Here is a 24,898-nt window from a genome sequence, read left to right as displayed (position 1 = left end):
CTTGGCCATGGAACGCATCACAACCATGACCGACAATGGTCCGCCGCCCGAGGCAGCGGCGGTTCTTTATAACGGCGAAGTCATGCATCAGCGGCTGAAGCCGTTCGGCCACCGGTTCAACTACAAGGTCTTTTCGATGCTGGTCGATATCGACCGGCTTGAGGAGGTCGACCGGTTATCGCCGCTTATGTCGGTCAACAAACCCAACCTTGTTTCGTTGCGCGAAAGTGACCAGACCGAGCGCGACGGCGAGACGCTGCGCGGTTTCGCCGACCGGCTTCTGCGCCAGGCAGGGATCGCCGAAACGGCACAGCGTATCCTGCTTCTCAGTTATCCACGCCTCTTCGGTTATGCGTTCAATCCGATCTCGGTCTATTTCGTCTATGGCGGCGGGGAAAAGCCGATCGCGCTGATCTATGCGGTGCGCAACACCTTCGGCGAACGTCACAGCTACGTCGCGCAGGTCGAGCCCGGCGACATGTCGGAAGCCGGCATTCGCCAGACGCGGGCCAAGCTCTTTCACGTCTCGCCGTTCATCGGCATGGATGCCCGCTACCATTTCCGCATCCTGCCGCCCGGAAAGACAGTCCGGCTGCGTATTCACGAGACGGAGGCCGGCGAAGCACTGCTTGCCGCTACGTTTTCCGGCAAGGCCCGGCCGGTTTCTACTGCCGCGCTTGCAGCAAACCTCTTGCGTATTCCTTTCATGACATGGAAAATCATGGCGGGAATCCATTGGGAAGCCCTCAAACTGTGGCTGAAGGGCGCCCGGTTTCACAAGTCGCCGCCGCCCCCACACCCCGTCAGCTTCAGTGATGCAGGGCGTCACACTGCTCCCGGTGAATAGCCGCGCTGGCGGCAATTCGGAGGTCGGCCGCCTTTCTGGCGGCAGCAGATAGAGGCGGTGCATATGGGCGGGACCGTTAACGAGGCGATCGGGCTCACGAAAGAAAACCACGCAGAATTCACGCGCGGGCTTCCAGCCAAGGCGCGTATGGCGCTGCGTTTGCTTACAGAATTGCCGAAAGGCACGCTGACCATCAACATGCCCGATGGCCGCTCCGTGATCGTCGGAGGCAATGCGCCCGGGCCGGATGCGGTGCTAACGCTGAAAAACTGGCGCCTGCCCGGCCGGGCGTTTTCCGGCGCTACGATCGGGGTGGCGGAATCCTTCATCGACGGCGACTGGGACAGCCCCGACGTAACGCGCTTTCTGGAGCTTTTTGTCGTCAACGAAAATGCAGGCGAGCAGCTTGCCGGCGGAGCCAACTGGTTCATGGGTGCTATCCAGCGCTTCCGCCATTGGCTCAACGACAACACCCGCACACGCGCCCGCAAAAACATCTCGGCACATTACGATCTGGGCAATGCCTTCTATCGCGAGTGGCTCGACCCCTCGATGACCTATTCATCGGCGCTCTATTCCACCGGGGCCAACGATCTGGAGCGCGCCCAGGGCGAAAAATACCGGGCGCTTGCCCGCGACATCGGCATTCAGGCCGGCGACCATGTGCTGGAAATCGGCTGCGGCTGGGGCGGCTTCGCCGAGTTCGCCGCCCGCGAGGTGGGCTGCCGGGTGACGGGTCTTACCATCAGCCGCGAGCAGCACGATTTCGCAAAGGCACGTATCCAGAAGGCCGGGCTCAGCGACAAGGTGGAGATCAAGTTCCAGGACTATCGCGACGAGACCGGCAAATATGACCGCATCGCCTCCATCGAGATGTTCGAGGCGGTGGGCGAGAAGTACTGGCCGGTGTTCTTCGGCAAGATGAAAGAGTGCCTGAAACCGGGCGGCACCGCCGGGCTGCAGATCATCACCATCAACGAGGAAGCGTTCGAGCGCTACCGTTCGCGGGTCGACTTCATCCAGCGTTATGTGTTTCCGGGCGGCATGCTGCCGACACCGCAGCTCTTGCGCTCGCTCGGTGCCGATCAGGGCCTTGCATTTCTGCGCGAGCGCGTGTTCCCGCAGGACTATGCACGCACGCTGGCCGAATGGCGCACGCGGTTCCAGGATTCATGGGACAGGATCGTCCATATGGGCTTCGACGAGCGTTTTCGCAGGCTGTGGGAATTTTACCTGCATTATTGCGAAGCAGGTTTTCGCGCCGAATACATCGACGTGAGGCAGGTGGTCTACAAGGCCTGAACCGCTTTCCTTCTCCCCGTTCACGGGGAGAAGGTGGTCCGTAGGGCCGGATGAGGGGCCGACCCGAACTTTCGCAGCCTCGCGCTGCCCCTCATCTGCCTGCTGGCATCTTCTCCCCGTGAACGGGGAGAAGAGCGAACAACACCTAAAGCGTGATGCGGTACTGCGCGAAGCCGTCGGCGCCCTCGCCTGCGGCCTCGATCTTCACGCCCTTCACGTCGGCGATGAACTCCTTCGCCTTCGGGCCGGTGTCGAACAGCACGGTTGCGCCGTCGATCGCGGCGAAGGTCCAGTTGGCGTCGGCAGACGGATTGATGGTGCCCCGGTCGACAATATAGCGCACGATCACATCGCGGTTTGTATCGGGTGCGGACAGCACCACCACATCGTCATTGATGCCCGGAAAATTGCCGCCGCCGCCGGCGCGGTAGTTGTTGGTGGCGACGATGAACCTCTGGTCCGGGTCGATCGGCTTGCCGTCGAACATCAGGTCGACAATGCGGCTTGAATCCGCATTCTGGACCTCGCCCTTCGGCGTGTATTTCGCCGGCTTCGACAGGTCGATCTTGTAGGTCACGCCGTCGATCACATCGAAATTGTAGGACGGGAAGTCCGGGTTGAGCAGCGGCTGGTCGGCCTTGCCGGGCTCAACCTGGTTGAAGATGCCGGCCGACATTTCGAGCCATTCCCTGACCGTCGCACCGGTGACGGCGACCGCGCGCACCGTGTTCGGGTAAAGGTAGAGGTCGGCGACGTTCTTGATCGCCACGTCGCCAGCGGGAACGTCGGTATAATATTCAGGGCCGCCGCGGCCGCCGGCCTTGAAGGGAGCCGCCGCGGAAAGCACCGGCAGATCCTTGTATTCGCCGTCCTTCAGCAGGTCCTTCACATACCAGATCTGCGCCTGGCTCACGATCTGCACCGACGGGTCGTCGGCGACCAGTGCGAAATAGGAATAAAGCGGTGCGGAGGTCTTGCCGACCGGCGTGCGCACATAGGTGAGCGTGTTCTCGTGGTCCTCCATCACGGCCGCCTCGACCGCGGCCAGGTTCTCCACGGTCGGGTTCACCTTGCGGTTTTCGTCGCGGGTGTAGATCGGCCGTGCCTCGGAGGTGGAATCCACCACCTTCCAGCTGTTGCCGTCGCGTTCGATCAGGAGATCGATAAGGCCCATATGGGAACCCCAGAAACCGCCCTGCACGGCGGGCTTGCCCTGGATGGTTCCCTTGGTGTTGTCGATGCCTTCCAGTCCATCGAACGCGCCCGGGAAGACGAGATGCTGATGGCCGGTGAACACCGCATCGATCCCTTCGACACCGGCCAGGAAGAACGAGGCGTTCTCCATCATGTCGGACTTCTTGTTGTCGATGCCGGAATGCGAAAGCGCGATCACGATGTCGGCTCCCTCTTCCTTCATCTGCGGCACCCAGGCTGCAGCAGCCTCGACGATGTCGCGGGTGACGACATTGCCGACCAGATGGCGCGAATCCCAGGTCATGATCTGCGGCGGCACAAAGCCGATGAAGCCGACACGTACGGTCTGCTCGGCGCCGGCGCCGTCGGTCACCGTCTTGTCCATGATCACGTAGGGCTTGGCATAGAGTTTGTCATCGCGCGGGTTGGCCGCGAGCTCAGTGCCGCTGACCAGATTGGCGCAAATGATCGGGTAATTCGCGCCGGCGTTCACCTTGTCCATGAAGGACAGGCCGTAGTTGAATTCGTGGTTGCCGAGCGTTCCGCAATCGTAGCCCAGCACGTTCATGGCCTTGATGACCGGGTGCATGTCGCCTTCCTTCATGCCCCGCTCATAGGCGATCCAGTCGCCCATCGGATTGCCCTGAAGGTAGTCGCCATTGTCGACCAGCATCGTGTTGGCCGCCTCGGCGCGAAAACCGTCGATGATCGACGCGGTGCGAGCCAGGCCCATCGTGTCGTTGGGCCGGTCGGCATAATAATCGTAGGGCAGCACCGACACATGAATGTCTGTCGTTTCCATGATGCGCAGATGCGCCTGGTTGCCCATGGCGCGGGCGGCGAAAGGATGCATCACGACGAGGCTGCCCAGTGCGGCGGCGCCTCCGAGAAATGAGCGTCGGGAAACGGAATGAAGATGAGTGGTCATAGAATGCCTCCTGAAGTGAAATACTAAGTCGGCTGCTAATCTGAAAAGTTTCGCGCCGCTTTGTTCAGGAGTCCAGCAGATTCAGGACACATCTTCATGACAGGCAAAGCATGGGCAAGTGACGTTGCGGCAATGATCTGCGGCAAGCAAGCTTTCGCTAGCCGGTGCCGCCATCGCCGCCGCCCTGCGTTATCAGCCGCGCAGAGCGCTGGCCGGAGGCGTAGATCCACAGCCAGGACAGCGCCACCGCGAGACGGTAGCGCAGGCCGATCAGGAAGTAGATGTGGGCGATGCCCCACAGCCACCAGGCCGGCCAGCCCTTGAGCCTTATCCAGCCGAAATCGACCACCGCGGCGCGCTTGCCGATCGTCGCAAGATCGCCCTGGTTTTTATAACGAAACGGTCTCGCCGCATTCGTTCCGGCGCACCTTGCCCTGATGATTTCGGCAACGTGGCGGCCCTGCTGTTTTGCCGCCGGTGCGACGCCCGGCACCAGGCCACCCTCGGGCCGCTCGACATGGGCGGTGTCGCCGATGACGAAGATATCCGGCTCGCCCCCGACCGTCAGGTCCGGCTCCACGACGACGCGCCCGGCGCGGTCTGCTTCAGCGCCCAGCCATTCGGCCGCCGGCGAAGCCGCGACGCCCGCGGCCCAAAGCACCGTCCTGGCCGCCAGATGCACGCCGTCGACAGTAACCCCGTCGGCATCCACAGCCGTCACTGGGTGCCCGAACATAAGCTCCACGCCGAGCCTTTCCAGCGCGCGGCCGGCATAGGCGGAAAGCTCGGGCCTGAAGTTCGCCAGAACGCGGTCGGCAGCCTCGACGAGCACAATGCGCGCGCCGGCGGGATCGATGTTGCGGAATTCGCCTTTCAGCGTGTCGCGCGCCAGCTCCGCGATCGTGCCGGCGAGTTCGACACCGGTCGGCCCGCCGCCGATTACAACGAAGGTCAGCAATGCGCTCCGCCTGACGGGATCGGTCTCGCGCTCGGCACGCTCGAAGGCGAGCAGAATGCGGCGGCGGATCGCCGTTGCGTCCTCGATCGTCTTCAGGCCGGGTGCAAAGGGCTCCCATTCGTCGTGGCCGAAATATGCGTGCCTGGCGCCCGTTGCGATTACAAGCGTGTCGTATGGGACGCTGCCTCCGTCGGCGAGCTGCACGGTCTTGGCCGCCTTGTCGACACCGGTGGCCGTGGCAAGCAGCGTCGTGACGTCCTTGCGGCGGCGCAGCAGATGGCGCACCGGCCAGGCAATTTCGGATGTCGCCAGCGAGGTGGTCGCAACCTGATAGAGCAGTGGCTGGAACAGATGATGGTTGCGCTGGTCGATGAGGGTGATCTTAACACCGGCGCCGCGCAATGAGCTGATGAGCTGGAGGCCGCCGAACCCGGCGCCCACGACCACCACATGATGCCTGCCGGTGTTCGCGTTCATGGTTATGCTCCGCATTTGCCAAAACGAAGATAGTCGCGATTGTGCATTGCAACAAGAGACGGCCCCGGGTGCCGGTTTGCCGCCGTCCCCTCGCGCGCTAGAATTCATGTGGAACAGTCGCGCAAGCGCCGAGGGCATCGAGCATGGACGGCTATCTCAATCAACTGATCGAATTCCTCACGGACACATCTGCGCGCGCGCTCGACTACATTTCGGAACCCTGGTTCATCTACCAGGTGGTCATTGCGCTGGCGCTGTTTGCGCTGGCGCGTTTTCTCGGCAACAGACTTGAGCCGAAGCTCGAAAGCCGCGCCCGTGCGATCAAGGGGCATCCGGGTCTTTTGAGGCTGGTCGCGGCGACCTTGCGGCGTTCGGACTGGGTAATCTTCATCGTCCTGCTTTTCATTGCCATCGCGGTATTGAGAAGCGTGACATGGCCAAGCCGCAGCTGGCTGCTCGGGATCCTGCTTTGGCTCGCCGGCACCTGGGTGGTGGTCGCGATCCTGTCGCGCATCATCCGCAACCGGCTCGTCGCGCGTTCGGTCGCGTGGCTAGTATGGATTTACGCCGCACTCGTCATTGTGGGCATCGACGAGCGCGTCGCTCTGCTGCTCGACAATCTGGCCCTGCCGCTCAACGAAGTACGCATTTCCGCGCTCACCGTGCTGAAAGCGGCGTTCCTGCTCACGCTGTCGGTGTGGATCGCCACCACGATCGGCAATTTCGTCGACGAGCGGGTCCAGCGCTCCAGCGAACTCACGCCCTCTATCCGGGTGCTGATCGGAAAGTTCGCGAAGTTCGGACTGGTGCTTCTGGCCGGTATCGTGGCGCTCACCGCCGTCGGCGTCGATCTCACCGCGTTCACCGTCTTTTCCGGTGCGGTCGGCGTCGGCCTCGGCTTCGGCCTGCAGAAGGTCGTTTCCAACTTCGTTTCGGGCGTCATCATCCTGCTGGACAAGTCGATCAAGCCCGGCGACACGATCTCACTCGGCGACACATTCGGCTGGATACGAGAATTGAGGGCGCGTTTTGTCTCCGTCGTCACGCGCGACGGGCGCGAGTATCTGATTCCGAACGAGGACCTGATCACACAACAGGTCATCAACTGGTCGTTTTCGGACGAGCTTGTGAGGCTCGATGTGCCCTTCGGCGTCTCGTATGATTGCGACCCGCACAAGGTCACCGAGCTGGCCATCAATGCCGCGGTTTCAGTCGCCCGCGTCGATGCCGACCGGCGGCCGGTCTGCTGGATTACGGCCTTCGGCGATTCCTCCCTCGATTTCGTGCTGCGCTTCTGGATACGCGACCCCCAGCAGGGGCTCACCAATGTGCGCGGCAAGGTGCTTCTGGCGCTGTGGGATGCGTTCAAGGAGAACGGCGTCGAAATCCCTTACCCGCATCGCGAAATCATCATGAAGGGTGGCGCGCCGCGCGGTGTCGCAGACGGTATTCCGAAGGATTGACCGGCGCGCTCACGCCATGTCGGCGCGGATGCCCATGCCGGTCCGGTCGATCACCTCGCGCAGGGCGAACGATGAGTTGATCTTCGTCACATGCGGCATGGCCGACAGCCATTCCTTGTGAATACGCTCATAGTCCTCGAGGTCGCGCGCGGCGATGCGCAGAATATAGTCGTATTCGCCAGACATCAGATGGCAGGACAGCACGTTCGGGCAGCGCCTGATCGCGGCCTCGAATTCCGACAAGGATTTCTCGAACTGGCCGGACAGCGAAATATGCACGATCGCCGTCATCTTGTGCCCGAGCGCCGCATTGGAAAGCCGTGCATGGTAGCCCGAAATGACGCCAGACTGCTCGAGATTATCGAGCCGGCGCGAACAGGCCGACTGTGACAGGCCGACCTTCTCCGCAAGCGCTGCGTTGGAGATCCGACCTTGCTTTTGCAACGTGTCCAGAATGGCGATATCAATCCTGTCCAAGAGCAATTCTCGCATTTCGTTTCGCATTTCTGGCGGTTGGCGCAAATATTATCGAAAAATGTGAACCAGGGCAATTGATGTCGCAAACACATGCGAAGCGAAGTCGGTTACCTTAGGGCAGGTTCAACGCTCCAGCCGGGAGGATATCGGGATGCGCGTAGGCTGCCCAAAGGAAATCAAGAATCACGAATATCGCGTCGGCCTGACCCCGGGTTCGGTACGCGAGTATGTCGCGCATGGCCACTCCGTGGTCATCGAGAGCGGCGCCGGTGCCGGCATCGGTGCTGACGACAATGCCTACCGCGCCGCAGGCGCCCAGATCGTCAAGACGGCAGCCGAGGTCTTCACCCAGTCCGACATGATCGTGAAGGTGAAGGAGCCGCAGCCTTCGGAATGGGTGCAACTGCGCGAAGACCAGATCCTCTATACCTATCTGCACCTGGCCCCCGATGCCGCGCAGACCAAAGGACTGGTCGAATCCGGCGTTACGGCGGTTGCGTACGAGACCGTGACCGACGATCGCGGCGGCCTGCCGCTGCTGGCGCCAATGTCTGAAGTGGCCGGCCGTCTCGCCATTCAGGCGGGTGCGACCGCGCTGCAGAAAGCAAATGGCGGCCGCGGCATCCTGCTGGGCGGCGTGCCGGGCGTCCTGCCGGCCAAGGTTGCCGTCATCGGCGGCGGTGTCGTCGGCCTTCATTCGGCCAAGATGGCGGTCGGCCTCGGCGCCGACGTTACCATCATCGACCGTTCGATCCCGCGTCTGCGGCAGCTCGACGACATTTTCAACGGCCGCGTTCACACACGCTACTCCACAGTCGAAGCGATCGAGGAAGAGTGTTTCTCCGCCGACATGATTGTCGGTGCCGTGCTGATCCCGGGCGCTGCCGCACCGAAGCTCGTCAGCCGCGAAATGCTGTCGGGCATGAAGCCGGGCGCGGTTCTCGTCGACGTCGCAATCGACCAGGGCGGCTGCTTCGAGACCTCCAAGGCGACCACTCATGCCGATCCGACCTACGAGGTCGATGGCATCGTGCATTATTGCGTTGCCAATATGCCCGGTGCGGTTCCGATCACCTCGGCGCACGCACTCAACAACGCAACCCTGTATTACGGCCTTCAGCTCGCGGACAAAGGCCTGAAGGCGCTGGTCGACGATCCGCATCTCAGGAACGGGCTCAACGTCCACAAGGGCCGCATCACCAACCACGCGGTTGCCGAGGCGCTGGGATACGAGATGGCCGAACCGAAAGCAGCGCTCGCTGCCTGAACCCGATCATATGAGCGTCCGGCAAGGACGCCTCCTTCCCTGAAGCTGCCCGCCGATCGCAAGACCGGCGGGCTTTTTTCTTCATACATCGGGCACCGGCGCCGCATTCTGCCAAAGCAGCCATTGCGGCAGTTGCCGCCAGTTCGCAAATAACGGGTCATGAGAATCAAACGACGGTGGACGGCTGCCCTTCTGGCGGGCGTCGTTCTGGCGATACTGGCCGGCATTGTGCTTTGGCGGCTTGGCGATCACGACCTATCGGACCGACCGAGCGAGCCCTTCGACTCCAATTCGAACGGCACGGAACTGGCCGGGACCTTGTGGCTACCTGACGCCGCGCCGCGCGCAGCGGTTGCGTTCACGCATGGCGACGGTGCGCAGGACCGCACCTCAGGCGGCGGCTACGCGCCGCTGATCAACGCGCTTCTGGACGACGGCATCGCTGTGGCCTCCTGGGACAAGCCCGGCGTAGGCGGCTCCGGCGGCGACTGGCTGGCGCAGTCGATGCAGAATCGTGCGGATGAGACGCAAACCGCGCTCAGGCAGTTGCGCGCACGCTTTGCAACCGTTGCCGTCGGCGCGGTTGGCTTTTCCCAGGCCGGCTGGGTGCTGCCGCGGCTCACCTCCTCCGATGCGGATTTCATCGTGCTCGTGGGCCCCGCGGTTTCCTGGCGCGATCAGGGCCGATATTACACGCGCACGCGGCTGCGGCTGGAAGGTGCCGGCGCGGCCGAAATCGCGGCTGAAATCGAACGTTCGCAAGCCAGCGACGATGTCATCTTCGCCGAAACCGACGAATACGATGCGGCATACGCGGCGGAGGGACTTTCGCAGGCGCGCTGGGGGTTCATCAGGCGCAACCGGCGCGAAGATTCCCGCGCACTCCTGAGCGCGCTCGACATGCCGGTGCTGGCGATATGGGGCGCCGACGATCTCAATGTCGACGCAGCGGGCGATTCAGCCATCTTCGCGGCGGCCCTCGCAGGACTGAATCCGGCAAACCGCGTCATCGTTGTGCCTGAAGCAACGCATGGCCTGCTCGCCGCCGGGCCTTACAACGCACAGCTCACCAGCGACTGGTCCAGCTGGACGACACTGCGGTTTCTTCTGGAAGGCAGACAGGCTTTCGCACCCGGTTTCATCGAAGGACTGTCGGCCTAGATACGCGCCCGCAAAAACGAAAAGGGGCAGGATTGACCCTGCCCCCGAATGCGTCCGGCGCCTGACTTAGCGCAGGAACTCGTCGACGCGGCGCAGTGTGACGCGGCGATTGCGCCATTCCTCGTAGGGTGTGGACACCAGCAGGTAGGATTCGCCGTAACCGGCGGTCTGCAGCATGCGTGCGGGGATGCCAAAGTGGTAGACAAGCACCTGCTTCAGTGCATCCGCACGCCGTTCCGACAAGCGCTGGTTCGAATAGGGCGAGCCGACGGCATCGGTGTGCCCTTCGATCAGGACGGTGGCAAACCTGCCGCGGCTGCGCAGCAGCCGCAGAGCGTTGGCGATGTTTTCGACTTTGCCGTATTGCGAATACGGAATGATCGCGGAGCCGAAGGCGAAGTTGATCGACTGAATGTCGATTGCCGGCGCGAGTTCGCGGATCTCGGGGCGAACCTTGAGTTCCTGGATCGTCATGCGCTGATGCGGCGCAATCTTGAGGCGCGGGCGTGCCTCGAGCTGGCGCAGGATCTTGCCGGCGGACGGCATTTCAGCGCCCGGGGCAAGCGCGAGGCTGGTTGCCGAGGCGGCGGTCGGGGCAAGCATCGCAGCGGCGAGGCCAGCGATCATGGTGCGGCGGGTAAACATGGTCGTTCCTCTCTGGTTCATTGGCGGGTTCCAATGACCGGACCATGCCGAACGCGCCCTGAAGCGGCGATGAACGGGCTGTTTAGACTGGGTTTGGGGAAGCGGCGCGCGCTTAGCGCATCACGATTGACGCCCGCTCCGCTTTCGACAGCGGTGTCAGCGTTTCCCGGGCCTGGCCGACAGGCGAGAACCCCATCTTCTGGTATAGCGGCAAGGCCGCCGGGTGGTCGAGCGTGCAGGTCTGCAGCACCACCTTGGCGGGGTTGTGCTCCCAGGCGACTTCGATTGCCGCCCCAAGAAACCAGCGGCCGAGGCCCTGCCCCGCTGCATGCTCCATCAGCCCGAAATAGGCGATTTCCACTTCGGCCGACAGGTCGAGCTTCAATTCGAAGAACCCGGCCGGAACGCCATCGACATAGAGCACACGCATATCGCAGGCCGGGCTTGCGAGGCGGGCCGAAAGTTCCTCATCGGAAAGCCTGAGCGCGTTCACCCAGGTCCAGTCGCGGCCGACCCGGTCCTGCAGATAGCGGTAGAAGTGCAGCGGCACATTCGTCGCAGCCAAAAGGGCGACATGCCGGTTGAGCGGCAGCGGCACATGGCGCGCCGGGCGTGCATTCATCTCAAGGTAGGTGACGGTCACTTCGACCGCCTTGCGTCCCTTGGCTGCCATTGTTCAGGCCTTGCCAGTGGCGATCGGCGTGTCGGCGCGCGAGCCCCATTCCGACCAGGAGCCGTCATAGAGCCGGTTGTCCGTATGGCCGAGCGATTCCAGCGCAAGCGTGATCACGGCGGCTGTCACGCCCGATCCGCAACTGGTAACGACAGGTCGAGTCAAATCCACACCTGATTTCTCAAATATTTCCCGCAACTCATTGACAGATAACAATTCTCCGTCCTTGGCGAGAGCCATTGCGGGCACATTTCTGGCGCCAGGCATGTGACCGGAACGCATGCCGGCTCGTGGCTCCGGATCGGTGCCTTCGAACCGGCCAGCCGGGCGTGCATCCGCGATCTGCGACGAACCTGCCTCAACGGTACGCATCATCTCATCGAAACTGGCTACACGGCTTTTGTCCAGCTTTGCGTCGAATACGCAGCTCGCAACTTTGGTGTTGGCGTCCGTCAGCGGCCGGCCTCCGCGCTTCCATCCGTCCAGACCGCCGTCGAGCACGAAGACGTTTTTCGCGCCCATGATGCGGAACATCCACCAAACGCGCGGAGCCGAAAAGAAGCCCGGGCCATCGTAAACGACGATCGTATCGTCTTCCGATATCCCCATTGACCCGGCGAAAGCCGCGAAGAGCCGCGCATGCGGCAGCGAATGCGGCAAGCCGGTGTCGGGTTCCACCACCATGTCGTGATCGAAAAACACCGCACTAGGGATGTGCCCGGCCTCGTACTCTGCCTTGGCGTCGCGGTTGTGTGCCGGCAGATACCAGGATCCATCGATGATGGAGAGGCCGGGCGTACCCAGCCTTTCCTGCAGCCAGTCGGCCGAAACGACAAACTTCGAGCGCTCAGACATCGCTTCTCCTCAGCTTTCGGGCAGCGGCCCGAAACGAATGCGGAAGCGGCGGTTTTCGCGCCCCTTCTTTTCGATCTTGCCAATGTGGATGTCGCCGACCTCGGCGGTGGAGCGCACATGCGTGCCGCCGCAGGGCTGGCTGTCGATAAGGCCATTGTCGCCGATGCACACGAGCCTGATGCGACCGGTGCCGGCCGGCGGGCGCACATTTTTCGATTTCACCAGACCCGGATTGGCGGCGAGCTCCTCGTCGGTGATCCAGCGGGTGAAAACCGGATGGTCCGCCGCGACCAGTTGCATCAGCCTTTCAGTGACTTCGGCCTTGTCGTAGGTCTGGTCCGGAATGTCGAAATCGACGCGTGAATCGGTATCGCTGACCGAGGCGCCTGTGATCGGAAAGGGGCAGATCACCGTCAACAGATGGCAGGCGGTGTGCATGCGCATCAGCTTGAGCCGCCGCTCCCAGTCGATGACTAGCTTCAGTTTTTCGCCGATTTCGGGCGTCGGCGCATCGGGCGCCGGGATGTGGATTATCTCGTCCTTGCTCTCGCCTGTGATGGTACCGGCAATGGCGATTTCAGTACCGTCCGCCCGGACAAGCCTGCCGGTGTCGCCCGGCTGGCCGCCGGAGGTGGCGTAAAAGACGGTGCGGTCAAGAATGATCCCGCCGCGATCGTTGACGGCCGACACCGACGCCTCGGTTTCGGCAAGGTAGGAATCATCGCGAAACAGGGGATCGGTGGCGACGGTCATGTTTTGGCGGCCCCGGGCAGAATGAGTTCAATCACTCTAACCGTGTGCCCCGACACGCGCCCAGGTGCAAGCCGGATCGGGGCCGCATGATTGTGCCAGCGTGGCCGGCGCAACCTGCATCCACACCGCAGCTGTCAGTCCGGCACGTCCTCAAACGGGATCTGGACCGTCGATTTCGCTTCCATCCAGCCTGGCACTGGCAGGTTCTTGCCGCGCAGGAATTCGGGGTTGAACAGTTTGGACTGATAGCGGGTTCCGTAGTCGCACAGGATTGTCACGATGGTGTGTCCGGGTCCCAGCTCGCGCGCAAGGCGAATGGCGCCGGCGATATTGATGCCGGTCGAGCCGCCCATGCAGAGCCCCTCTTCCTGCACGAGGTTGAAAACGATAGGCAGCGCCTCTTCGTCCGGCACCTGGAAGGAGAAGTCGGGCGTGAACCCGTCGAGATTTGCCGTGATCCGCCCCTGGCCGATGCCCTCGGTGATGGAGGTGCCTTCGGACTTCAGCACACCGTCGGTGTAGAAGCTGTGCAGCGCAGCGCCGAGCGGGTCGGCGATCGCGATCTTCACATCCTTGCTGTGGCCGCGCAGGCCCGCCGCAACGCCGGCAAGCGTGCCGCCGGTGCCAACGGCCGAGACGAAACCGTCGACCTTGCCACCGGTCTGGCTCCAGATTTCCTCGGCCGTCGTGGCGATATGGCCGTCGCGATTGGCGACATTGTCGAACTGGTTGGCCCAAATCGCGCCATTGGGCTCAGTTTTGGCCAGCTGTTCGGCGAGCCGGCCCGAAACCTTCACATAGTTGTTGGGGTTCTTGTAGGGAACCGCAGGCACCTCGATCAGCTCCGCGCCGAGCACACGCAGCGCGTCCTTCTTTTCCTGGCTCTGCGTTTCGGGGATGACAATCACGGTGCGGTAGCCGAGGGCCTTCGCCACGACGGTCAATCCGATACCGGTATTGCCGGCCGTGCCTTCCACGATCACGCCGCCCGGCTTCAGAAGACCGCGCTTTTCGGCGTCGCGGATGATGAAAAGGCCGGCTCGGTCCTTTACCGACTGGCCGGGATTCATGAATTCGGCCTTGCCGAGAATTTCGCAGCCGGTCTCCTCGGACGCGCGGTTGAGGCGTATGAGCGGCGTGTTGCCGATGGCGTCGATTGCCGATTGAAACATTTTCTGTCCTTGTCTGGTACGCCGGCAGGGCATCGCGTTGCGCGCAGCGGCGGTCAAGCTTTCAACTGTCTAGAAACGGCGAACCGGGCTTTCAAGGAGCGATTTTGCGCGAAACACGGCTTTCGCGACAATCGGTTACCTGTTGCCCGAAACCTTGCGCCGACGAAGCCGTATCTGGAAGGTAGGCAGTCACAACGTCGGAAAGGCATTTCATGGCACTTTACAGGGCACGCCCCGGCGACGGCGTTGCATGGATCACCGGCGCCAGCACCGGTATCGGCAGGCAGCTGGCGCTCGATCTGGCGTCCGAGGGTTACACAGTCGCCGCGACCGCGCGCAGTGCCGACAAGCTCACCGCGCTTGCCGAGGAAGCCGCGGCAGCCGGACGCAAGATCATCGCCTTTCCCTGCGACGTGACCGACGCCGCCAGAATGCGCGAGACGGTCGAGCGCATCGAGAAGGAAGCCGGCCCGATCGCGCTCGCCATCTTCAACGCCGGCGACTATTTCCCGACAAAGCTCGACGGGCTGAGCACCGACAATTTCGTCAGGACCTACGAGGTCAATCTCTTCGGCGTCGTCAACGGCCTCGTGCCGCTGCTGGAACATATGCGCCGCCGCGGCCGCGGCCACATCGCCATGGTGGGCTCGGCCTCGGCGATTTTCGGGCTGCCAGCGGCGGCGGCCTATGGCGCGTCGAAAGCCGCGCTCAACAGCATGGCCTGGTCGCTGAAATACGATCTCGACCTCGTCAATATCCGTATTCAGGTCGCCAATCCCGGATTTGTCGATACGCCGCTGACGAAAGAAAACCGGTTCGCCATGCCGGCCTTGATGAAAGTGGAGAATGCCTCGCGGCGCATGATCCAGGGTCTGAAAACCGGCGGTACGGAGTTCACCTTCCCGCGCCGCTTCACCTGGTTCCTGAAAGCGCTGACGTTCCTGCCAGCACCCTGGACATATGCGGTTCAGCGGCGCTTCACCGGCTGGCACAAACGCAAACCGGCGCCACCGCCGGCCTGACGCAGCCGTTGCGCACTTTTGTGCCCAGCAGTACTTCTTGAAAGCAGCGCTCGGGAGGCAACGATGGGCAAGAAAATCATCATCGGCATGGCAGTCGTTGCCGCGCTGCTAACGGCAGCGTTCCTGCTCGGCCCGCGCGTTTCCACCGATACGCAAACGACGTTCCAGGCCAGTGCTATCGGCGCCGACCCCGACGCCTATCTCGCAGCGCGGGAGGCACGTTTCGACGATATCCGCGAGGGCCTGGAAAAGGGCATCGTCTGGGCCTACCCGACTTCGAAGGCAAGGACGCCGCTTGCGCTCGTCTATGTGCACGGCTTTTCCGCCTCGCGCGGCGAGGCAGCACCACTGACGGAGCGGGTCGCGGGCGAGCTCGGCGCCAACGTGTTTTACACCCGCCTTGCCGGGCACGGGCGTGACGGCGAGGCCATGGCGGAGGCTTCGGTGAATGACTGGGTGAACGACTTCGCCGAGGCGATGGCGATAGGCCGCAGCATCGGCGAAGAGGTCGTCGTGATCTCGGTGTCCACCGGTGGCGGCCTCGCGGCGTGGGGCTCGCTGCAGCCCGATCTTGCCACCGGCCTCAAGGGTCTGGTGATGATCTCGCCGAATTTTCAGGTGAAGGCCGGCGGCGCATCGCTTCTCACCGGCCCTTGGGGCGCACAGCTTGCCAATCTCATCATCGGCGCCGAGCGCTCGTGGGAGCCGCAGAACGAGGCGCATGGCCGGCTATGGACAACGCGCTACCCGACGGCGGCGCTTCTGCCGATGGCGGCATTGACGAAGCTGGCGCGCGAGGCCGAATACGAGGCCGCAAAAACGCCGGCGCTGTTTGTCTTTTCCGATGACGATACCGTGGTCGATCACACGGTAACGCGTGCGATCGCGGAACGCTGGGGCGGGCCGCACGAAATGCGCGTCATCACGCAGAGCGGCGACAGCGAAAACCATGTGATCGTCGGCGATGCGCTATCGCCCTCGACCACCGCTGAATTCGCAACATTCATCACGGCGTGGATACGCGCCCTGCCCTGACCTCAGCCTGCCGCCTCGCGGGCGAGATCCTGCAAGGCCAGCACGGTGCGCCAGTTGCGCGCCGTGTTTGGAACGCCGATGCGCTTGTCAAACATGTCGGCCATTTTCGAGCGCCCGAAGCCGTGCGGCGTGTGCAGATAAGCGACATTGCCAGCGACCTCGATGCCTTCGCCATCGACAGCAAAGCTTCGCACGGTATCCACGTCCGCCGGTTCAGGCTCCGCCGCCAGCCAGGCCGCGTGAACGGACTTCGGCTCCGACACTGCCCCGGGGAACGGGTTGTTGGCAATCAGGGCATCCCACTCGGCCGCCGTCGGCGTGTAGATCGGTTTTTGGAACGCGAACTCCCTGGCGCAGATTTCGGCAATCAGCGCGACCGCCCTGTCGGGCGAGAGCGCGCTGCGCACCACCGCGTTGCCGCTGTTGATGTAAGTGACGACGTTTTCGAACCCGGCCGCAGAAAGCTGCTCGCGCAGCGGTTTTACCGGCAGCTGAGTCGCGCCGCCGACGCCCCGGAAAAGCACGACATAGACGGTCACCGCATTTCCTCCTGCACAGGCGCGACAAGCGTTCGCGTGCCCGCTCTTGCATATTTCGGCACTTGAAGCCACTGTCCGGCCCGCATTGCGGCCGCGTCCGGCCGCGCAGGGAATCGACACCAGGGCTCCTACCCCGTGCAATATCTTGCCATCCGCGCCGCGGTTCACGTCGCATCGGTGTTTTCGATCTACCTGTCCGCCGCGATGCTCATCCCGGCGGCAGTCGATCTCTATTACGGCAATCCCGACTGGAAGGTGTTCGCCTTTTCGTCGCTGTTCACCGGCGGCCTCGGCCTTGCGGTCGCGCTGGCCACGCAGGGGCGCGCACCGGCGCTGTCCACGCGATTCGGTTTTCTCGTCGTAAATTTGTTGTGGCTGACTTCCTGCGCCGTAGCCGCCGTGCCGTTTCTCGCGGCCTCAATCGAGATGTCGCTCACCGACGCCGTGTTCGAGGCGGTTTCGGGCATGACGACCACCGGCGCGACGGTCATCAACGGTCTCGACGACCTGCCGCCCGGCCTGCTTCTGTGGCGCTCGCTGCTGCAATGGTTCGGCGGGCTTGGCGTGATCGCGCTCGGCGTATTCGTGCTGCCGTTCCTCAATGTCGGCGGCGTTTCCTATTTCCAGATCGAATCCTCGTCGGCGATCGACGACCGGCCCTTTGCCCGCTTCTCGACCTACACAACCAGCCTGCTGACCATCTACGTCACGCTGACGGTCATTTGCGCCATCTGCTACGCGGCCGCCGGCATGACCGGGTTCGACGCGCTCAACCATGCCCTGACCAGCATTTCCACGGCAGGGTTCTCCACCCACGACGCCTCGCTCGGCCATTATGACGACAACTACGCGGTGTTGTGGGTGGGTACGATCTCGATGATCATCGGTGCCCTGCCCTTCGCGATCCTGATGCTGTTCATCGCGCGCGGCCGGCTGGATGCGCTCGCCGATCCGCAAATCAAGGTGTTCGTCGGCTACGTCGTGTCGTTCGTTCTGGCCGTCACAATCTACCGGCGGCTAACCACCGACGAGACGTTCTTCGACGCTTTCACCCACTCGGCGTTCAACATGACTTCGGTGATAACGACGACCGGCTACGCGAGCGGAGACTATATGCAGTGGGGTCCGTTTGTTGCCGCGGCGGCCTTCATTGCAACCTTCCTTGGCGGCTGCTCAGGTTCAACCACCGGCGGCATCAAAGCCTACCGATTCCTGATCGTTTTCGAACTGCTGGCCAACGGCCTGCGCCGGCTGATTTACCCCAACACCGTGCTGACCGTGCGCTATGGCGACCGCGTTGTGGAAGATGAGGTGCAGCGGGCCGTCGTACTGTTCGTAGCCTCTTTCCTCGTCATCTGGGGCATAGGCACGCTGATCCTGGCGGCGACCGGCCTCGACATCGTGACGGCGCTGGCCGGCATGGCCGCGTGCCTGACCAATGTCGGCCCCGGCATTGGCGATATCATCGGGCCTGCCGGCACCTACGCCCCCATTCCCGATGTCGCCAAATGGGTGCTGTCGCTGGCCATGCTGCTCGGCCGGCTCGAAATCCTCGCCGTGCTGGTGATCTTCTCGCCGGTGTTCTGGGAGCGGTAGGCCTAAAGGAACAGGTCCACCTTTTCGAACTTGGTCACGTCGATGATGCCTGCGTCGGAAATCCTGAGTTCGGGGATGACGACCAGCGCCAGCAGCGAATGCTGCATATAGGCGTTGTTCAGGCTGCAGCCCATGTCCTGCATGGCTTTCGTCAGCTGTGCCGCCTTCTCGGCTACGATCTCCGCGCGCTCGTCAGACATCAGGCCGGCGATCGGCATCTCGACCAGCGCAAGCTGCTTGCCTTCCGACACCAGCACCACGCCGCCGCCGACATCTGAAAGTATGTTCGCGGCGAGCGCCATGTCTTCCTTGTTGGTACCGACGACGATCATGTGGTGGCTGTCATGCGCGACAGTGGAGGCCATAGCGCAGTCCTTCACGTAACCGAAGCCGGACACGAAACCGTTGACCACCGCGCCCGTGCCGCGATGCCGCTCCACCAGCGCAATCTGGCAGACATCGTTGCGGCGGTCCATTTCGACCAGCCCGTCCCGGACCGCCAGGTCGGCTTCCAGCGCGCGCGTCGGCGCCTGGTTTTCCACCACGCCGATGACGCGCGCCCGCACCTCGTTGGCGCCGGCCGGTGCGGCAATGTCGAAATCGGCCGCGGCGATCGTTCGACCTGTATTCACCGTGTCGCGCGCATCGTCTGGATATTCGTAAGGCGGAATGTCGACCGAAAGCTTGCCGGCCTGCGCCAGCCTCTGCCCGCGCGCATAAACCTCGTCGATCTGAAGCTCCGCGAGATTTGCCACGATCAGTAAGTCTGCGCGGCGGCCCGGCGTGATCGAGCCGAGCTCGCGCTCCAGCCCGAAATGCTCGGCGGTGTTCACCGTAGCCATCTGGATCGCGGTGATCGGGTTCAGCCCCTGCGCAATCGCGTGGCGTACCACCCGGTCCATATGGCCGTCATTGACCAGCGTGCCGGAGTGGCTGTCGTCCGTGCACAGGATGAAGTTGCGCGGGTCGAGCCCGCTTTCGGTCACCGCCTTGATCTGGCTTGCGACGTCGTACCAGGCCGAACCCAGCCGCAGCATCGCCTTCATGCCCTGGCGCACGCGAGCAATCGCATCTTCAGGCCGGGTACCCTCATGGTCGTCCTGCGGGCCGCCTGCGACATAGCCGTGAAAAGGCAGGCCGAGATCGGGCGACGCGTAGTGGCCGCCAACCGTCTTGCCGGCCTTCAGCGTCTCGCGGATGCCGCCGACCATGGTGTCGTCATTGGCCGCAACGCCCGGAAAATTCATCACCTCGCCAAGGCCGATGATCTGCGGCCAGGTCATCGCCTCCGCCACATCGGCGGGTGAGATCTCGGCCCCCGCCTGCTCCAGCCCGGGTGCCGACGGCACACAGGAGGGCATTTGCACATAGACGTTGATCGGCGCGGCAACCGCCTCGTCATGCATCAGCCTGACACCCGGCAGGCCCAGCACATTGGCGATCTCGTGCGGGTCGATGAACATGGAGGTCGTGCCATGCGGAATGACGGCGCGGCAGAACTCCGTTACCGTCACCATGCCGCTTTCGACATGCATGTGGCCGTCGCAGAGGCCGGGCACCAGATAACGCCCCGCGGCGTCCACCACCTTCGTCTTTTCGCCAATGGCATGGCTGGCGTCCGGTCCGCAATAGGCGAAGCGCCCGGCGACGATCGCCAAATCGGTGCCGGAGATCACCTCGCCGGAATAAACATTCACCCAGCGCCCGTTGCGCACCACCATGTCTGCCGGCTTGCGGCCCATCGCGACATCGACCAGCAGCGGCGCGAGATCGCTCCAGGGTTTGGGCGGCGCCCAGGCATTTTTCTTGGCCATGCATTCACTCCCGATTCAGAAGCGAATGTGCCAAGCAGCGCTCGATTTGACCAGATGGCCCGCATCGCGAAGCAGTTTCGATGATACAAGATGTTATCTGTCGCCGGTGGTGCCCCCTGCCGATGTCCAAGGGTTGAGGGAATACAATGGCATGCGCGCCCGCACCTACGGAAGCTGGCCCATTGAAAACATTGCGGCCTCGAACACGCTCCCCCGCACCGTCGTCCGGCTCTCAGTATGCAAATGATGGAGAGGCAAACTGTAAAACGGACAATCATCCCCATGGGATTGACCAGCACACCATCGTAGGACTAATTGCCTGCGAGCGGCGATCGACCTCTAGCAAGGAGATTGCCAATGGCACCCCGACAGAAGACTCTACGCCTAAGCTGGTCCCGCACCTGGCCGGACAAGTCTCGCGACTTCGTTGCGAACTCGGATGGCCAACAGATCGGACGCATCTACCTCATGCCCGGCGCCGGCGACATTCCGACGATGTGGCACTGGACCTGTTACGGCCGCTGCGGCCAGCGCACCGTTTCCTATTCCGGCAGGGCTGGCGACAAGCAAACCGCGGCATTGGCGGTCGAGAGCGCCTGGTTTGACGCCACGGCAGCGGTAGAGACTTCTGGTCAGGCACACAGCTAGTGTGCGACACAGCCACGTCATGAAACCGATCCAGCCAACGCCTTCGGGCCAACCGACACAATCGGAGCTGAAGCGACACCTTCGCGCCTTGCTGGATGCGACAGCTCGCGACGGCCGCAGTCGGGAGGAGATTGCCGCCCTTGTCGTCGAGTTTGCAAACGAATGGTGCTTCGAACGCCCGCCGGAAATCGACGCAGAATAGAAACTCTGAGTTTCCGCGAGGCACGATCTTCGGGTGCCATGTATAGGCAACTGGCGCTATCGCGCCATGACAACAACAAATGCTATTCACCAATAATGCATGGATGGCTCCCCGACCGATTGACCCTAACAATGTCTATGATCTTCTGTTGAAGGCAGAGTATCTGGCCGCAACGCTTAACGCTCAGTTCCTGCTCTACTTGATCAGAATGGCTCGGAAAGAGGCCGGGACACTCGCGCAGGCCGCAGACACAAAAAAAGCCCCGCACAGCACGAAGGCTGGCGGGGCGAGGCAGGGATAAACAGGCGGGTTACGGGTAGAACCGCGTCAAAGTCATCCAGAGCGGGTGGCATCGGTGCAGCACGTAAGCGACGACGCCATCGAGATCGCTGACGCCGTTCAGCAGCCATGGACCGATATACTGATCGCCGACCGGACGCGTGCGATGCTGCTGCTCCGCCTCCGGCTCGAATGTGAGGGTCAGCCGCACCGGCCCCTCATACCAGATAATCGCTTCAAACTCGCATTGCCGGCGCTTCGTGAACTTCACAAAGAAGGCCAGCCCCTCGCTCCGCTGCTCTACTTTGGAAACCTGCACTTTACCTGTGACCGGCAGGAGGAAACCCTCTATGCGAGGACCAAGCGGCCAGAGCAGCGGAATGGCAATCAGCATCATCCACGCTGCGATCGCCCCGCGCGACAAAAGCCGGTCAGCGGATAACATTGAGGCCTCCACTGACGACGAAAGCCATAAAGCCCATGCCGATCGCCGAAATCACGATCCAGACCACTTTGCTGATGTGGCCGTCGATGCGGTCGAGACGCTTTTCCAGCTCGTTGAATCGCGTCTCCATATATTTGCGGCGCTCACCATCAACAGCCTGAGCCGTGGTCTGCGCATTCTTCCATTGCTCGAGCGCGGCAACTCGGCTCTCGATCGCCGACAGGCCGGGTGGATTAGACATTGCCATGCTCCCCGTCTATTGCCGCCGGCTTTCCCGCCCGTGGCGGGCGCATTCAGAGCGCGTCCACGCCCCGACGGCGCACAGGCCCGCGGCCGTGTCGTCGATCGCGTCCTGATCTTCCGGGGATTCGCCCCGCGCGCCGATCAGCGACGTGCCGGCGGCCGAGCGGGCCGCCGATGCCAGATCACGGCTCCCTGCACTGATTGGTTTCGAAGTCGTACAACTCGCCCCGCTCAGCGCAATAACGGCGCATAGCGCGAGCACGCTCCGCAGCATCACTGACTTCATTGAGAGCCTCCTTTGTCCGCTCCTCGGCCTCCGCTTCCACGATGGAGCGGGTTTCTTTCCGGATCGCCGGATCGTCGATGATCGCATCCCAGGCCGAGAAGCCGCCGAACATGACCAGCATGCCCAGCGCCCCGCCTATGCCCATGTTTAGCCACGAGATCATGCCGGCGCCTCCACTGTCTTCTTGCTCTTCCACCAGCCGTAGGCGATCCAGCAGAGGCCGCCGATGACCAGCAGTGCGGCGATTAGCGAGAGGATCGCTGTCAGCCATTCCAGGCCGGGAACCCAGGATGTTTTGTCAGCAGCTTCCTCGATCGCCCGGCTCGCGGTCTCTACGCCGGCGCCGCCCACGATACCGCCTCCGCCTTGGAGTGCCTCGTCCGTCTGCAGTGGCCCCTGTTCGCCCGGCTTCTCTTCGGGTGCGACCTTGTAGGCTGACAGGGCAGCGAAGGTTTCCGGCCCGGCCACACCGTCGACCGTCAGCTTGTTCGTCATCTGGAACGCCATAAGCGCGCGCTGAGTTGCTGGGCCGAAGTCGCCATCGACGTTCACGGCATGTCCCGCGCGCACCAGCAGCGCTTGCAGCTCACGCACCTTGGCGCCGGTCGAACCCATCCGCAGCATGCCCGAGGCGGCCGAACTAGCCCTCTTGCCAGCCCAACGCTCATAGGCGCGCTTCATCTTCGTGTGATAGCCGTACTTGGCGTAGGCAGGCCCGTTGTAACCGCGGGCGAAGGCAGCGAAGTCGAGGCGCTGCAGGGAGCCGACCAGACCGGCCTTTTCGATATAGCGCACCATGACTTCGATCTGTCCAGCGACCCCGGATCGAAGCACCTTCAGCATGGCAGCCGGCGATGCATAGCCCAGCCACGCCCAATGCGCACCCATGACCTGGCCGATGCCCCACGACACAGATTCGTAGGCCGCCCGTGCATTGATCCTCGATGCCGGTAGGTACAACTGGCTCCAGCGCTTTGCCTGCGATGCAGGATTGCCGACGCGCCCGGCGCTCGGATGCGCAAGCCCCAGCGCGCGTGCCTTCGCACGCTGCTCGCCTGTCAGACGGTCATCGAAATAGTGCCCTTCCCACCGAATCAGCGGCTCTTGGCGGCCAGCGACCGTCGCGTAAAGACGGCCACCGCTCTCGACCTCGACCACGGCAAGAAGCGCAGCTTCCTCGAATTTATGGCGCGCGGCATAAGCCGCTATCGCGCGCCGCGTAGCGTCGTCGAACATCGGGCGGTTTTCCTTTGTTGTTGCAAGGAACGAACAGATCAGCGAAATACTTCTCGCAACAGAATGATCAGCAGCACCGGACAAGGAGAGAGTGATCAAATGAAGAGAACTGTATCTGCACTTGCTCTTGGTGTTGTCGGAGCATGTGCCACCCCGCCTGACCGAATTGCGGCGGTTGCTCCGCCGGCTGGGGCGTACGCGGCACTCTCCTGCGCCGATCTCCGCGCACAAATGACAGACGTAAATAGCCGGCTGGGAATCGCCTCGAACGCACAGCAGCGGGCGGCAACCGGCGACGCACTCGGGGTGTTCATGATTGGAGTGCCCGTCTCATCACTCGCCGGCACCGACCGCGAAACGGAAGTTGCCATCTTGAAGGGCCAAGCGGACGCGCTAGGCCAGGAGATGATCAAGAAAGATTGTGTATAGTTCAGTGCCGCTTATGCGGTGGGCGCCTAGACGACGGCCAGCACGCCGGCCGTGCTGTCCACCACGTTCGATACAGAGTGCGCTGTCGACAACGACTTGATCGCAGTGCCTGGCGCGAAGCTCATCGTAAGGTTCTGGCTATGGACGTTCTTCAGCCCCTCGCCTTTCAAGACGCCCTGTCCGTAGCGATTGTAGCAGTCTCGGACCACTAGCAGACCAATGCTGCTCGCGCCCAGGGTGCTGGCGTCGCCGGCCAGTTTGCAGTGAACGCACCAGCCTACACCGTGATTGCCGTCATTGTAGTAGGCTTCGGTCTTGATCTTCTCAAAGACACAGATGCCAAGGGGAAACCCTTCGAGGCGAACGATGACCGCGTTCTCCACCGAGATCGACCCACCGCGGCGGTAGGATGCCTCGATGTCGATGGCATGGCAGTTGCTGATCGAGCTCTGGAACCACACCCCCGGCTTGTCATTGGTGACATCGGCCGCTTCATCGAATGAATAGGCCAGGTCCTGAACGATCGTATCACGAAAGACATGGTTCTGCGGATTGGAGAGGCCGGCGGTGACCGCACTGTTTCCGACAGCATAACCGCCCGTTGCAATGCGCGTGATCTTGCCGTGTCGAACGCGGAAGTATCCGCCATGGATGACATGCGCCAGTGCGATGCCATAGTTGCAGTCCTCGATGTCATAACCATCAACAGATGCGTCGTAGCAGCCAGAGAAGTCGATGCCATTGCGGGTGTTGCGGGTAGTGATGCGGCGCAAATCACCCTTCCGGCTAAAGAGGATCGAAATGCCGTAGGCATGACCGCTCAGTGCCTTGTTGAAGCCGTCAAAAACAGCGCAGTTCTGCACCCGATAGTCGTAGCAGTAGCGGAGATTGACCCCTGAGCCGCGCGAGTTCCTGGTCGTCACGTTTTCGACAACAGCGTCTCTGGCGAAAT

General features: G+C 62.6%; 24 protein-coding genes. 9 read left to right on the top strand and 15 right to left on the bottom strand.

Features of this window, described 5'->3' with window-relative positions:
- The first annotated feature begins 7 nt into the window (after window positions 1-7).
- Window positions 8-847 (top strand): DUF1365 domain-containing protein, encoded by an 840-nt coding sequence (locus EP165_RS14605; RefSeq protein ID WP_127523577.1) that lies wholly within the window; start codon window positions 8-10, stop codon window positions 845-847.
- A 63-nt stretch (window positions 848-910) separates the two neighbouring features.
- Window positions 911-2,149, top strand: coding sequence for an SAM-dependent methyltransferase (locus EP165_RS14600; protein WP_127523576.1), 1,239 nt, complete (start codon window positions 911-913; stop codon window positions 2,147-2,149).
- Between the two features lie 145 nt (window positions 2,150-2,294).
- Here the strand turns inward: EP165_RS14600 and EP165_RS14595 are convergent, their stop codons facing one another.
- Together EP165_RS14595 and EP165_RS14590 are read right to left on the bottom strand one after the other, a co-directional pair.
- A complete protein-coding gene (locus EP165_RS14595; RefSeq protein ID WP_127523575.1) occupies window positions 2,295-4,271 on the bottom strand; it encodes a bifunctional 2',3'-cyclic-nucleotide 2'-phosphodiesterase/3'-nucleotidase in 1,977 nt (658 codons plus the stop codon).
- Between the two features lie 157 nt (window positions 4,272-4,428).
- The gene (locus EP165_RS14590) at window positions 4,429-5,706 is read right to left on the bottom strand and encodes an NAD(P)/FAD-dependent oxidoreductase (protein WP_127523574.1); all 1,278 of its coding nucleotides are present in this window, start codon (window positions 5,704-5,706) and stop codon (window positions 4,429-4,431) included.
- Window positions 5,707-5,849: 143 nt separating this feature from the next.
- Here EP165_RS14590 and EP165_RS14585 point away from each other — a divergent pair, with 143 nt between their 5' ends.
- On the top strand, window positions 5,850-7,169 hold the full coding sequence (locus EP165_RS14585; protein WP_127523573.1) for a mechanosensitive ion channel domain-containing protein: 1,320 nt from the start codon (window positions 5,850-5,852) through the stop codon (window positions 7,167-7,169).
- A 9-nt stretch (window positions 7,170-7,178) separates the two neighbouring features.
- Here the strand turns inward: EP165_RS14585 and EP165_RS14580 are convergent, their stop codons facing one another.
- On the bottom strand, window positions 7,179-7,652 hold the full coding sequence (locus EP165_RS14580) for an Lrp/AsnC family transcriptional regulator (protein ID WP_127523794.1): 474 nt from the start codon (window positions 7,650-7,652) through the stop codon (window positions 7,179-7,181).
- A 145-nt stretch (window positions 7,653-7,797) separates the two neighbouring features.
- Here EP165_RS14580 and ald point away from each other — a divergent pair, with 145 nt between their 5' ends.
- Window positions 7,798-8,913 (top strand): alanine dehydrogenase, encoded by a 1,116-nt coding sequence (gene ald, locus EP165_RS14575; RefSeq protein WP_127523572.1) that lies wholly within the window; start codon window positions 7,798-7,800, stop codon window positions 8,911-8,913.
- A 159-nt stretch (window positions 8,914-9,072) separates the two neighbouring features.
- The gene (locus EP165_RS14570; protein ID WP_206075919.1) at window positions 9,073-10,074 is read left to right on the top strand and encodes an alpha/beta hydrolase; all 1,002 of its coding nucleotides are present in this window, start codon (window positions 9,073-9,075) and stop codon (window positions 10,072-10,074) included.
- Window positions 10,075-10,140: 66 nt separating this feature from the next.
- Here the strand turns inward: EP165_RS14570 and EP165_RS14565 are convergent, their stop codons facing one another.
- The 5 genes from EP165_RS14565 to EP165_RS14545 form a co-directional block, all read right to left on the bottom strand.
- Window positions 10,141-10,719: an OmpA family protein gene (locus EP165_RS14565; RefSeq protein ID WP_127523792.1), complete on the bottom strand. Its 579-nt coding sequence runs from the start codon at window positions 10,717-10,719 to the stop codon at window positions 10,141-10,143.
- A 112-nt stretch (window positions 10,720-10,831) separates the two neighbouring features.
- Window positions 10,832-11,392 carry a GNAT family N-acetyltransferase gene (locus tag EP165_RS14560; RefSeq protein ID WP_127523571.1) on the bottom strand — a complete coding sequence of 187 codons (561 nt, stop codon included), beginning with the start codon at window positions 11,390-11,392 and terminating at the stop codon, window positions 10,832-10,834.
- A 3-nt stretch (window positions 11,393-11,395) separates the two neighbouring features.
- Window positions 11,396-12,247, bottom strand: coding sequence for a 3-mercaptopyruvate sulfurtransferase (gene sseA, locus EP165_RS14555; protein ID WP_127523570.1), 852 nt, complete (start codon window positions 12,245-12,247; stop codon window positions 11,396-11,398).
- 9 nt (window positions 12,248-12,256) lie between these two features.
- A complete protein-coding gene (locus EP165_RS14550; RefSeq protein WP_127523569.1) occupies window positions 12,257-13,000 on the bottom strand; it encodes an alanyl-tRNA editing protein in 744 nt (247 codons plus the stop codon).
- A 134-nt stretch (window positions 13,001-13,134) separates the two neighbouring features.
- Window positions 13,135-14,172 (bottom strand): cysteine synthase A, encoded by a 1,038-nt coding sequence (locus EP165_RS14545; RefSeq protein ID WP_127523568.1) that lies wholly within the window; start codon window positions 14,170-14,172, stop codon window positions 13,135-13,137.
- Between the two features lie 212 nt (window positions 14,173-14,384).
- Here EP165_RS14545 and EP165_RS14540 point away from each other — a divergent pair, with 212 nt between their 5' ends.
- Complete coding sequence (locus tag EP165_RS14540) at window positions 14,385-15,194, top strand: SDR family NAD(P)-dependent oxidoreductase (protein WP_127523567.1); 810 nt, start codon at window positions 14,385-14,387, stop codon at window positions 15,192-15,194.
- Between the two features lie 63 nt (window positions 15,195-15,257).
- On the top strand, window positions 15,258-16,229 hold the full coding sequence (locus EP165_RS14535) for an alpha/beta hydrolase (protein ID WP_127523566.1): 972 nt from the start codon (window positions 15,258-15,260) through the stop codon (window positions 16,227-16,229).
- 2 nt (window positions 16,230-16,231) lie between these two features.
- On the opposite strand, the gene EP165_RS14530 is transcribed toward EP165_RS14535, so the two are convergent.
- Window positions 16,232-16,768 carry a DUF1697 domain-containing protein gene (locus EP165_RS14530; RefSeq protein ID WP_127523565.1) on the bottom strand — a complete coding sequence of 179 codons (537 nt, stop codon included), beginning with the start codon at window positions 16,766-16,768 and terminating at the stop codon, window positions 16,232-16,234.
- 135 nt (window positions 16,769-16,903) lie between these two features.
- Between EP165_RS14530 and EP165_RS14525 the strand changes: the two genes are divergently transcribed.
- Window positions 16,904-18,364 carry a TrkH family potassium uptake protein gene (locus EP165_RS14525; RefSeq protein WP_127523564.1) on the top strand — a complete coding sequence of 487 codons (1,461 nt, stop codon included), beginning with the start codon at window positions 16,904-16,906 and terminating at the stop codon, window positions 18,362-18,364.
- A gap of 2 nt (window positions 18,365-18,366) precedes the next feature.
- Here EP165_RS14525 and ade read toward each other — a convergent pair whose 3' ends face one another.
- Window positions 18,367-20,178, bottom strand: a complete 1,812-nt coding sequence (ade, locus tag EP165_RS14520) for an adenine deaminase (RefSeq protein ID WP_127523563.1) — start codon at window positions 20,176-20,178, stop codon at window positions 18,367-18,369.
- 357 nt (window positions 20,179-20,535) lie between these two features.
- Between ade and EP165_RS14515 the strand changes: the two genes are divergently transcribed.
- On the top strand, window positions 20,536-20,826 hold the full coding sequence (locus tag EP165_RS14515) for a hypothetical protein (protein ID WP_127523562.1): 291 nt from the start codon (window positions 20,536-20,538) through the stop codon (window positions 20,824-20,826).
- 512 nt (window positions 20,827-21,338) lie between these two features.
- Here the strand turns inward: EP165_RS14515 and EP165_RS14510 are convergent.
- The 5 genes from EP165_RS14510 to EP165_RS20425 all read right to left on the bottom strand — a co-directional run.
- Complete coding sequence (locus EP165_RS14510; RefSeq protein ID WP_127523561.1) at window positions 21,339-21,752, bottom strand: hypothetical protein; 414 nt, start codon at window positions 21,750-21,752, stop codon at window positions 21,339-21,341.
- Window positions 21,739-21,993, bottom strand: a complete 255-nt coding sequence (locus EP165_RS14505) for a hypothetical protein (protein WP_127523560.1) — start codon at window positions 21,991-21,993, stop codon at window positions 21,739-21,741. Before EP165_RS14505 ends, EP165_RS14510 begins: the two co-directional genes overlap by 14 nt.
- A gap of 184 nt (window positions 21,994-22,177) precedes the next feature.
- Window positions 22,178-22,444 carry a hypothetical protein gene (locus EP165_RS14495; protein ID WP_127523559.1) on the bottom strand — a complete coding sequence of 89 codons (267 nt, stop codon included), beginning with the start codon at window positions 22,442-22,444 and terminating at the stop codon, window positions 22,178-22,180.
- Window positions 22,441-23,517 (bottom strand): N-acetylmuramidase domain-containing protein, encoded by a 1,077-nt coding sequence (locus EP165_RS20430; protein WP_164743052.1) that lies wholly within the window; start codon window positions 23,515-23,517, stop codon window positions 22,441-22,443. Before EP165_RS20430 ends, EP165_RS14495 begins: the two co-directional genes overlap by 4 nt.
- Window positions 23,518-23,972: 455 nt before the next feature.
- Window positions 23,973-24,898, bottom strand: a 926-nt coding sequence (locus EP165_RS20425) for a right-handed parallel beta-helix repeat-containing protein (protein ID WP_164743051.1), incomplete at its 5' end; no start/stop codon positions are given.

Source organism: Mesorhizobium sp. Z1-4 (genome assembly GCF_004000235.1).
Taxonomy (GTDB): Bacteria; Pseudomonadota; Alphaproteobacteria; order Rhizobiales; family Rhizobiaceae; genus RCIO01.
Note: the sequence above shows the minus strand (reverse complement) of the source record. Positions and strands in the feature narration are given on the sequence as shown.

What these genes read in the sequence shown, in the direction of transcription:
- EP165_RS14605 (WP_127523577.1), top strand. Translation starts at nt 8, where the DNA reads ATGGAACGCATCACAACCATGACCGACAATGGTCCGCCGCCCGAGGCA.
- EP165_RS14600 (WP_127523576.1), top strand. Translation starts at nt 911, where the DNA reads ATGGGCGGGACCGTTAACGAGGCGATCGGGCTCACGAAAGAAAACCAC.
- EP165_RS14595 (WP_127523575.1), bottom strand. Translation starts at nt 4,271, where the DNA reads ATGACCACTCATCTTCATTCCGTTTCCCGACGCTCATTTCTCGGAGGC.
- EP165_RS14590 (WP_127523574.1), bottom strand. Translation starts at nt 5,706, where the DNA reads ATGAACGCGAACACCGGCAGGCATCATGTGGTGGTCGTGGGCGCCGGG.
- EP165_RS14585 (WP_127523573.1), top strand. Translation starts at nt 5,850, where the DNA reads ATGGACGGCTATCTCAATCAACTGATCGAATTCCTCACGGACACATCT.
- ald (WP_127523572.1), top strand. Translation starts at nt 7,798, where the DNA reads ATGCGCGTAGGCTGCCCAAAGGAAATCAAGAATCACGAATATCGCGTC.
- EP165_RS14570 (WP_206075919.1), top strand. Translation starts at nt 9,073, where the DNA reads ATGAGAATCAAACGACGGTGGACGGCTGCCCTTCTGGCGGGCGTCGTT.
- EP165_RS14565 (WP_127523792.1), bottom strand. Translation starts at nt 10,719, where the DNA reads ATGTTTACCCGCCGCACCATGATCGCTGGCCTCGCCGCTGCGATGCTT.
- EP165_RS14560 (WP_127523571.1), bottom strand. Translation starts at nt 11,392, where the DNA reads ATGGCAGCCAAGGGACGCAAGGCGGTCGAAGTGACCGTCACCTACCTT.
- sseA (WP_127523570.1), bottom strand. Translation starts at nt 12,247, where the DNA reads ATGTCTGAGCGCTCGAAGTTTGTCGTTTCGGCCGACTGGCTGCAGGAA.
- EP165_RS14550 (WP_127523569.1), bottom strand. Translation starts at nt 13,000, where the DNA reads ATGACCGTCGCCACCGATCCCCTGTTTCGCGATGATTCCTACCTTGCC.
- EP165_RS14545 (WP_127523568.1), bottom strand. Translation starts at nt 14,172, where the DNA reads ATGTTTCAATCGGCAATCGACGCCATCGGCAACACGCCGCTCATACGC.
- EP165_RS14540 (WP_127523567.1), top strand. Translation starts at nt 14,385, where the DNA reads ATGGCACTTTACAGGGCACGCCCCGGCGACGGCGTTGCATGGATCACC.
- EP165_RS14535 (WP_127523566.1), top strand. Translation starts at nt 15,258, where the DNA reads ATGGGCAAGAAAATCATCATCGGCATGGCAGTCGTTGCCGCGCTGCTA.
- ade (WP_127523563.1), bottom strand. Translation starts at nt 20,178, where the DNA reads ATGGCCAAGAAAAATGCCTGGGCGCCGCCCAAACCCTGGAGCGATCTC.
- EP165_RS14515 (WP_127523562.1), top strand. Translation starts at nt 20,536, where the DNA reads ATGGCACCCCGACAGAAGACTCTACGCCTAAGCTGGTCCCGCACCTGG.
- EP165_RS14510 (WP_127523561.1), bottom strand. Translation starts at nt 21,752, where the DNA reads ATGTTATCCGCTGACCGGCTTTTGTCGCGCGGGGCGATCGCAGCGTGG.
- EP165_RS14505 (WP_127523560.1), bottom strand. Translation starts at nt 21,993, where the DNA reads ATGTCTAATCCACCCGGCCTGTCGGCGATCGAGAGCCGAGTTGCCGCG.
- EP165_RS14495 (WP_127523559.1), bottom strand. Translation starts at nt 22,444, where the DNA reads ATGATCTCGTGGCTAAACATGGGCATAGGCGGGGCGCTGGGCATGCTG.
- EP165_RS20430 (WP_164743052.1), bottom strand. Translation starts at nt 23,517, where the DNA reads ATGTTCGACGACGCTACGCGGCGCGCGATAGCGGCTTATGCCGCGCGC.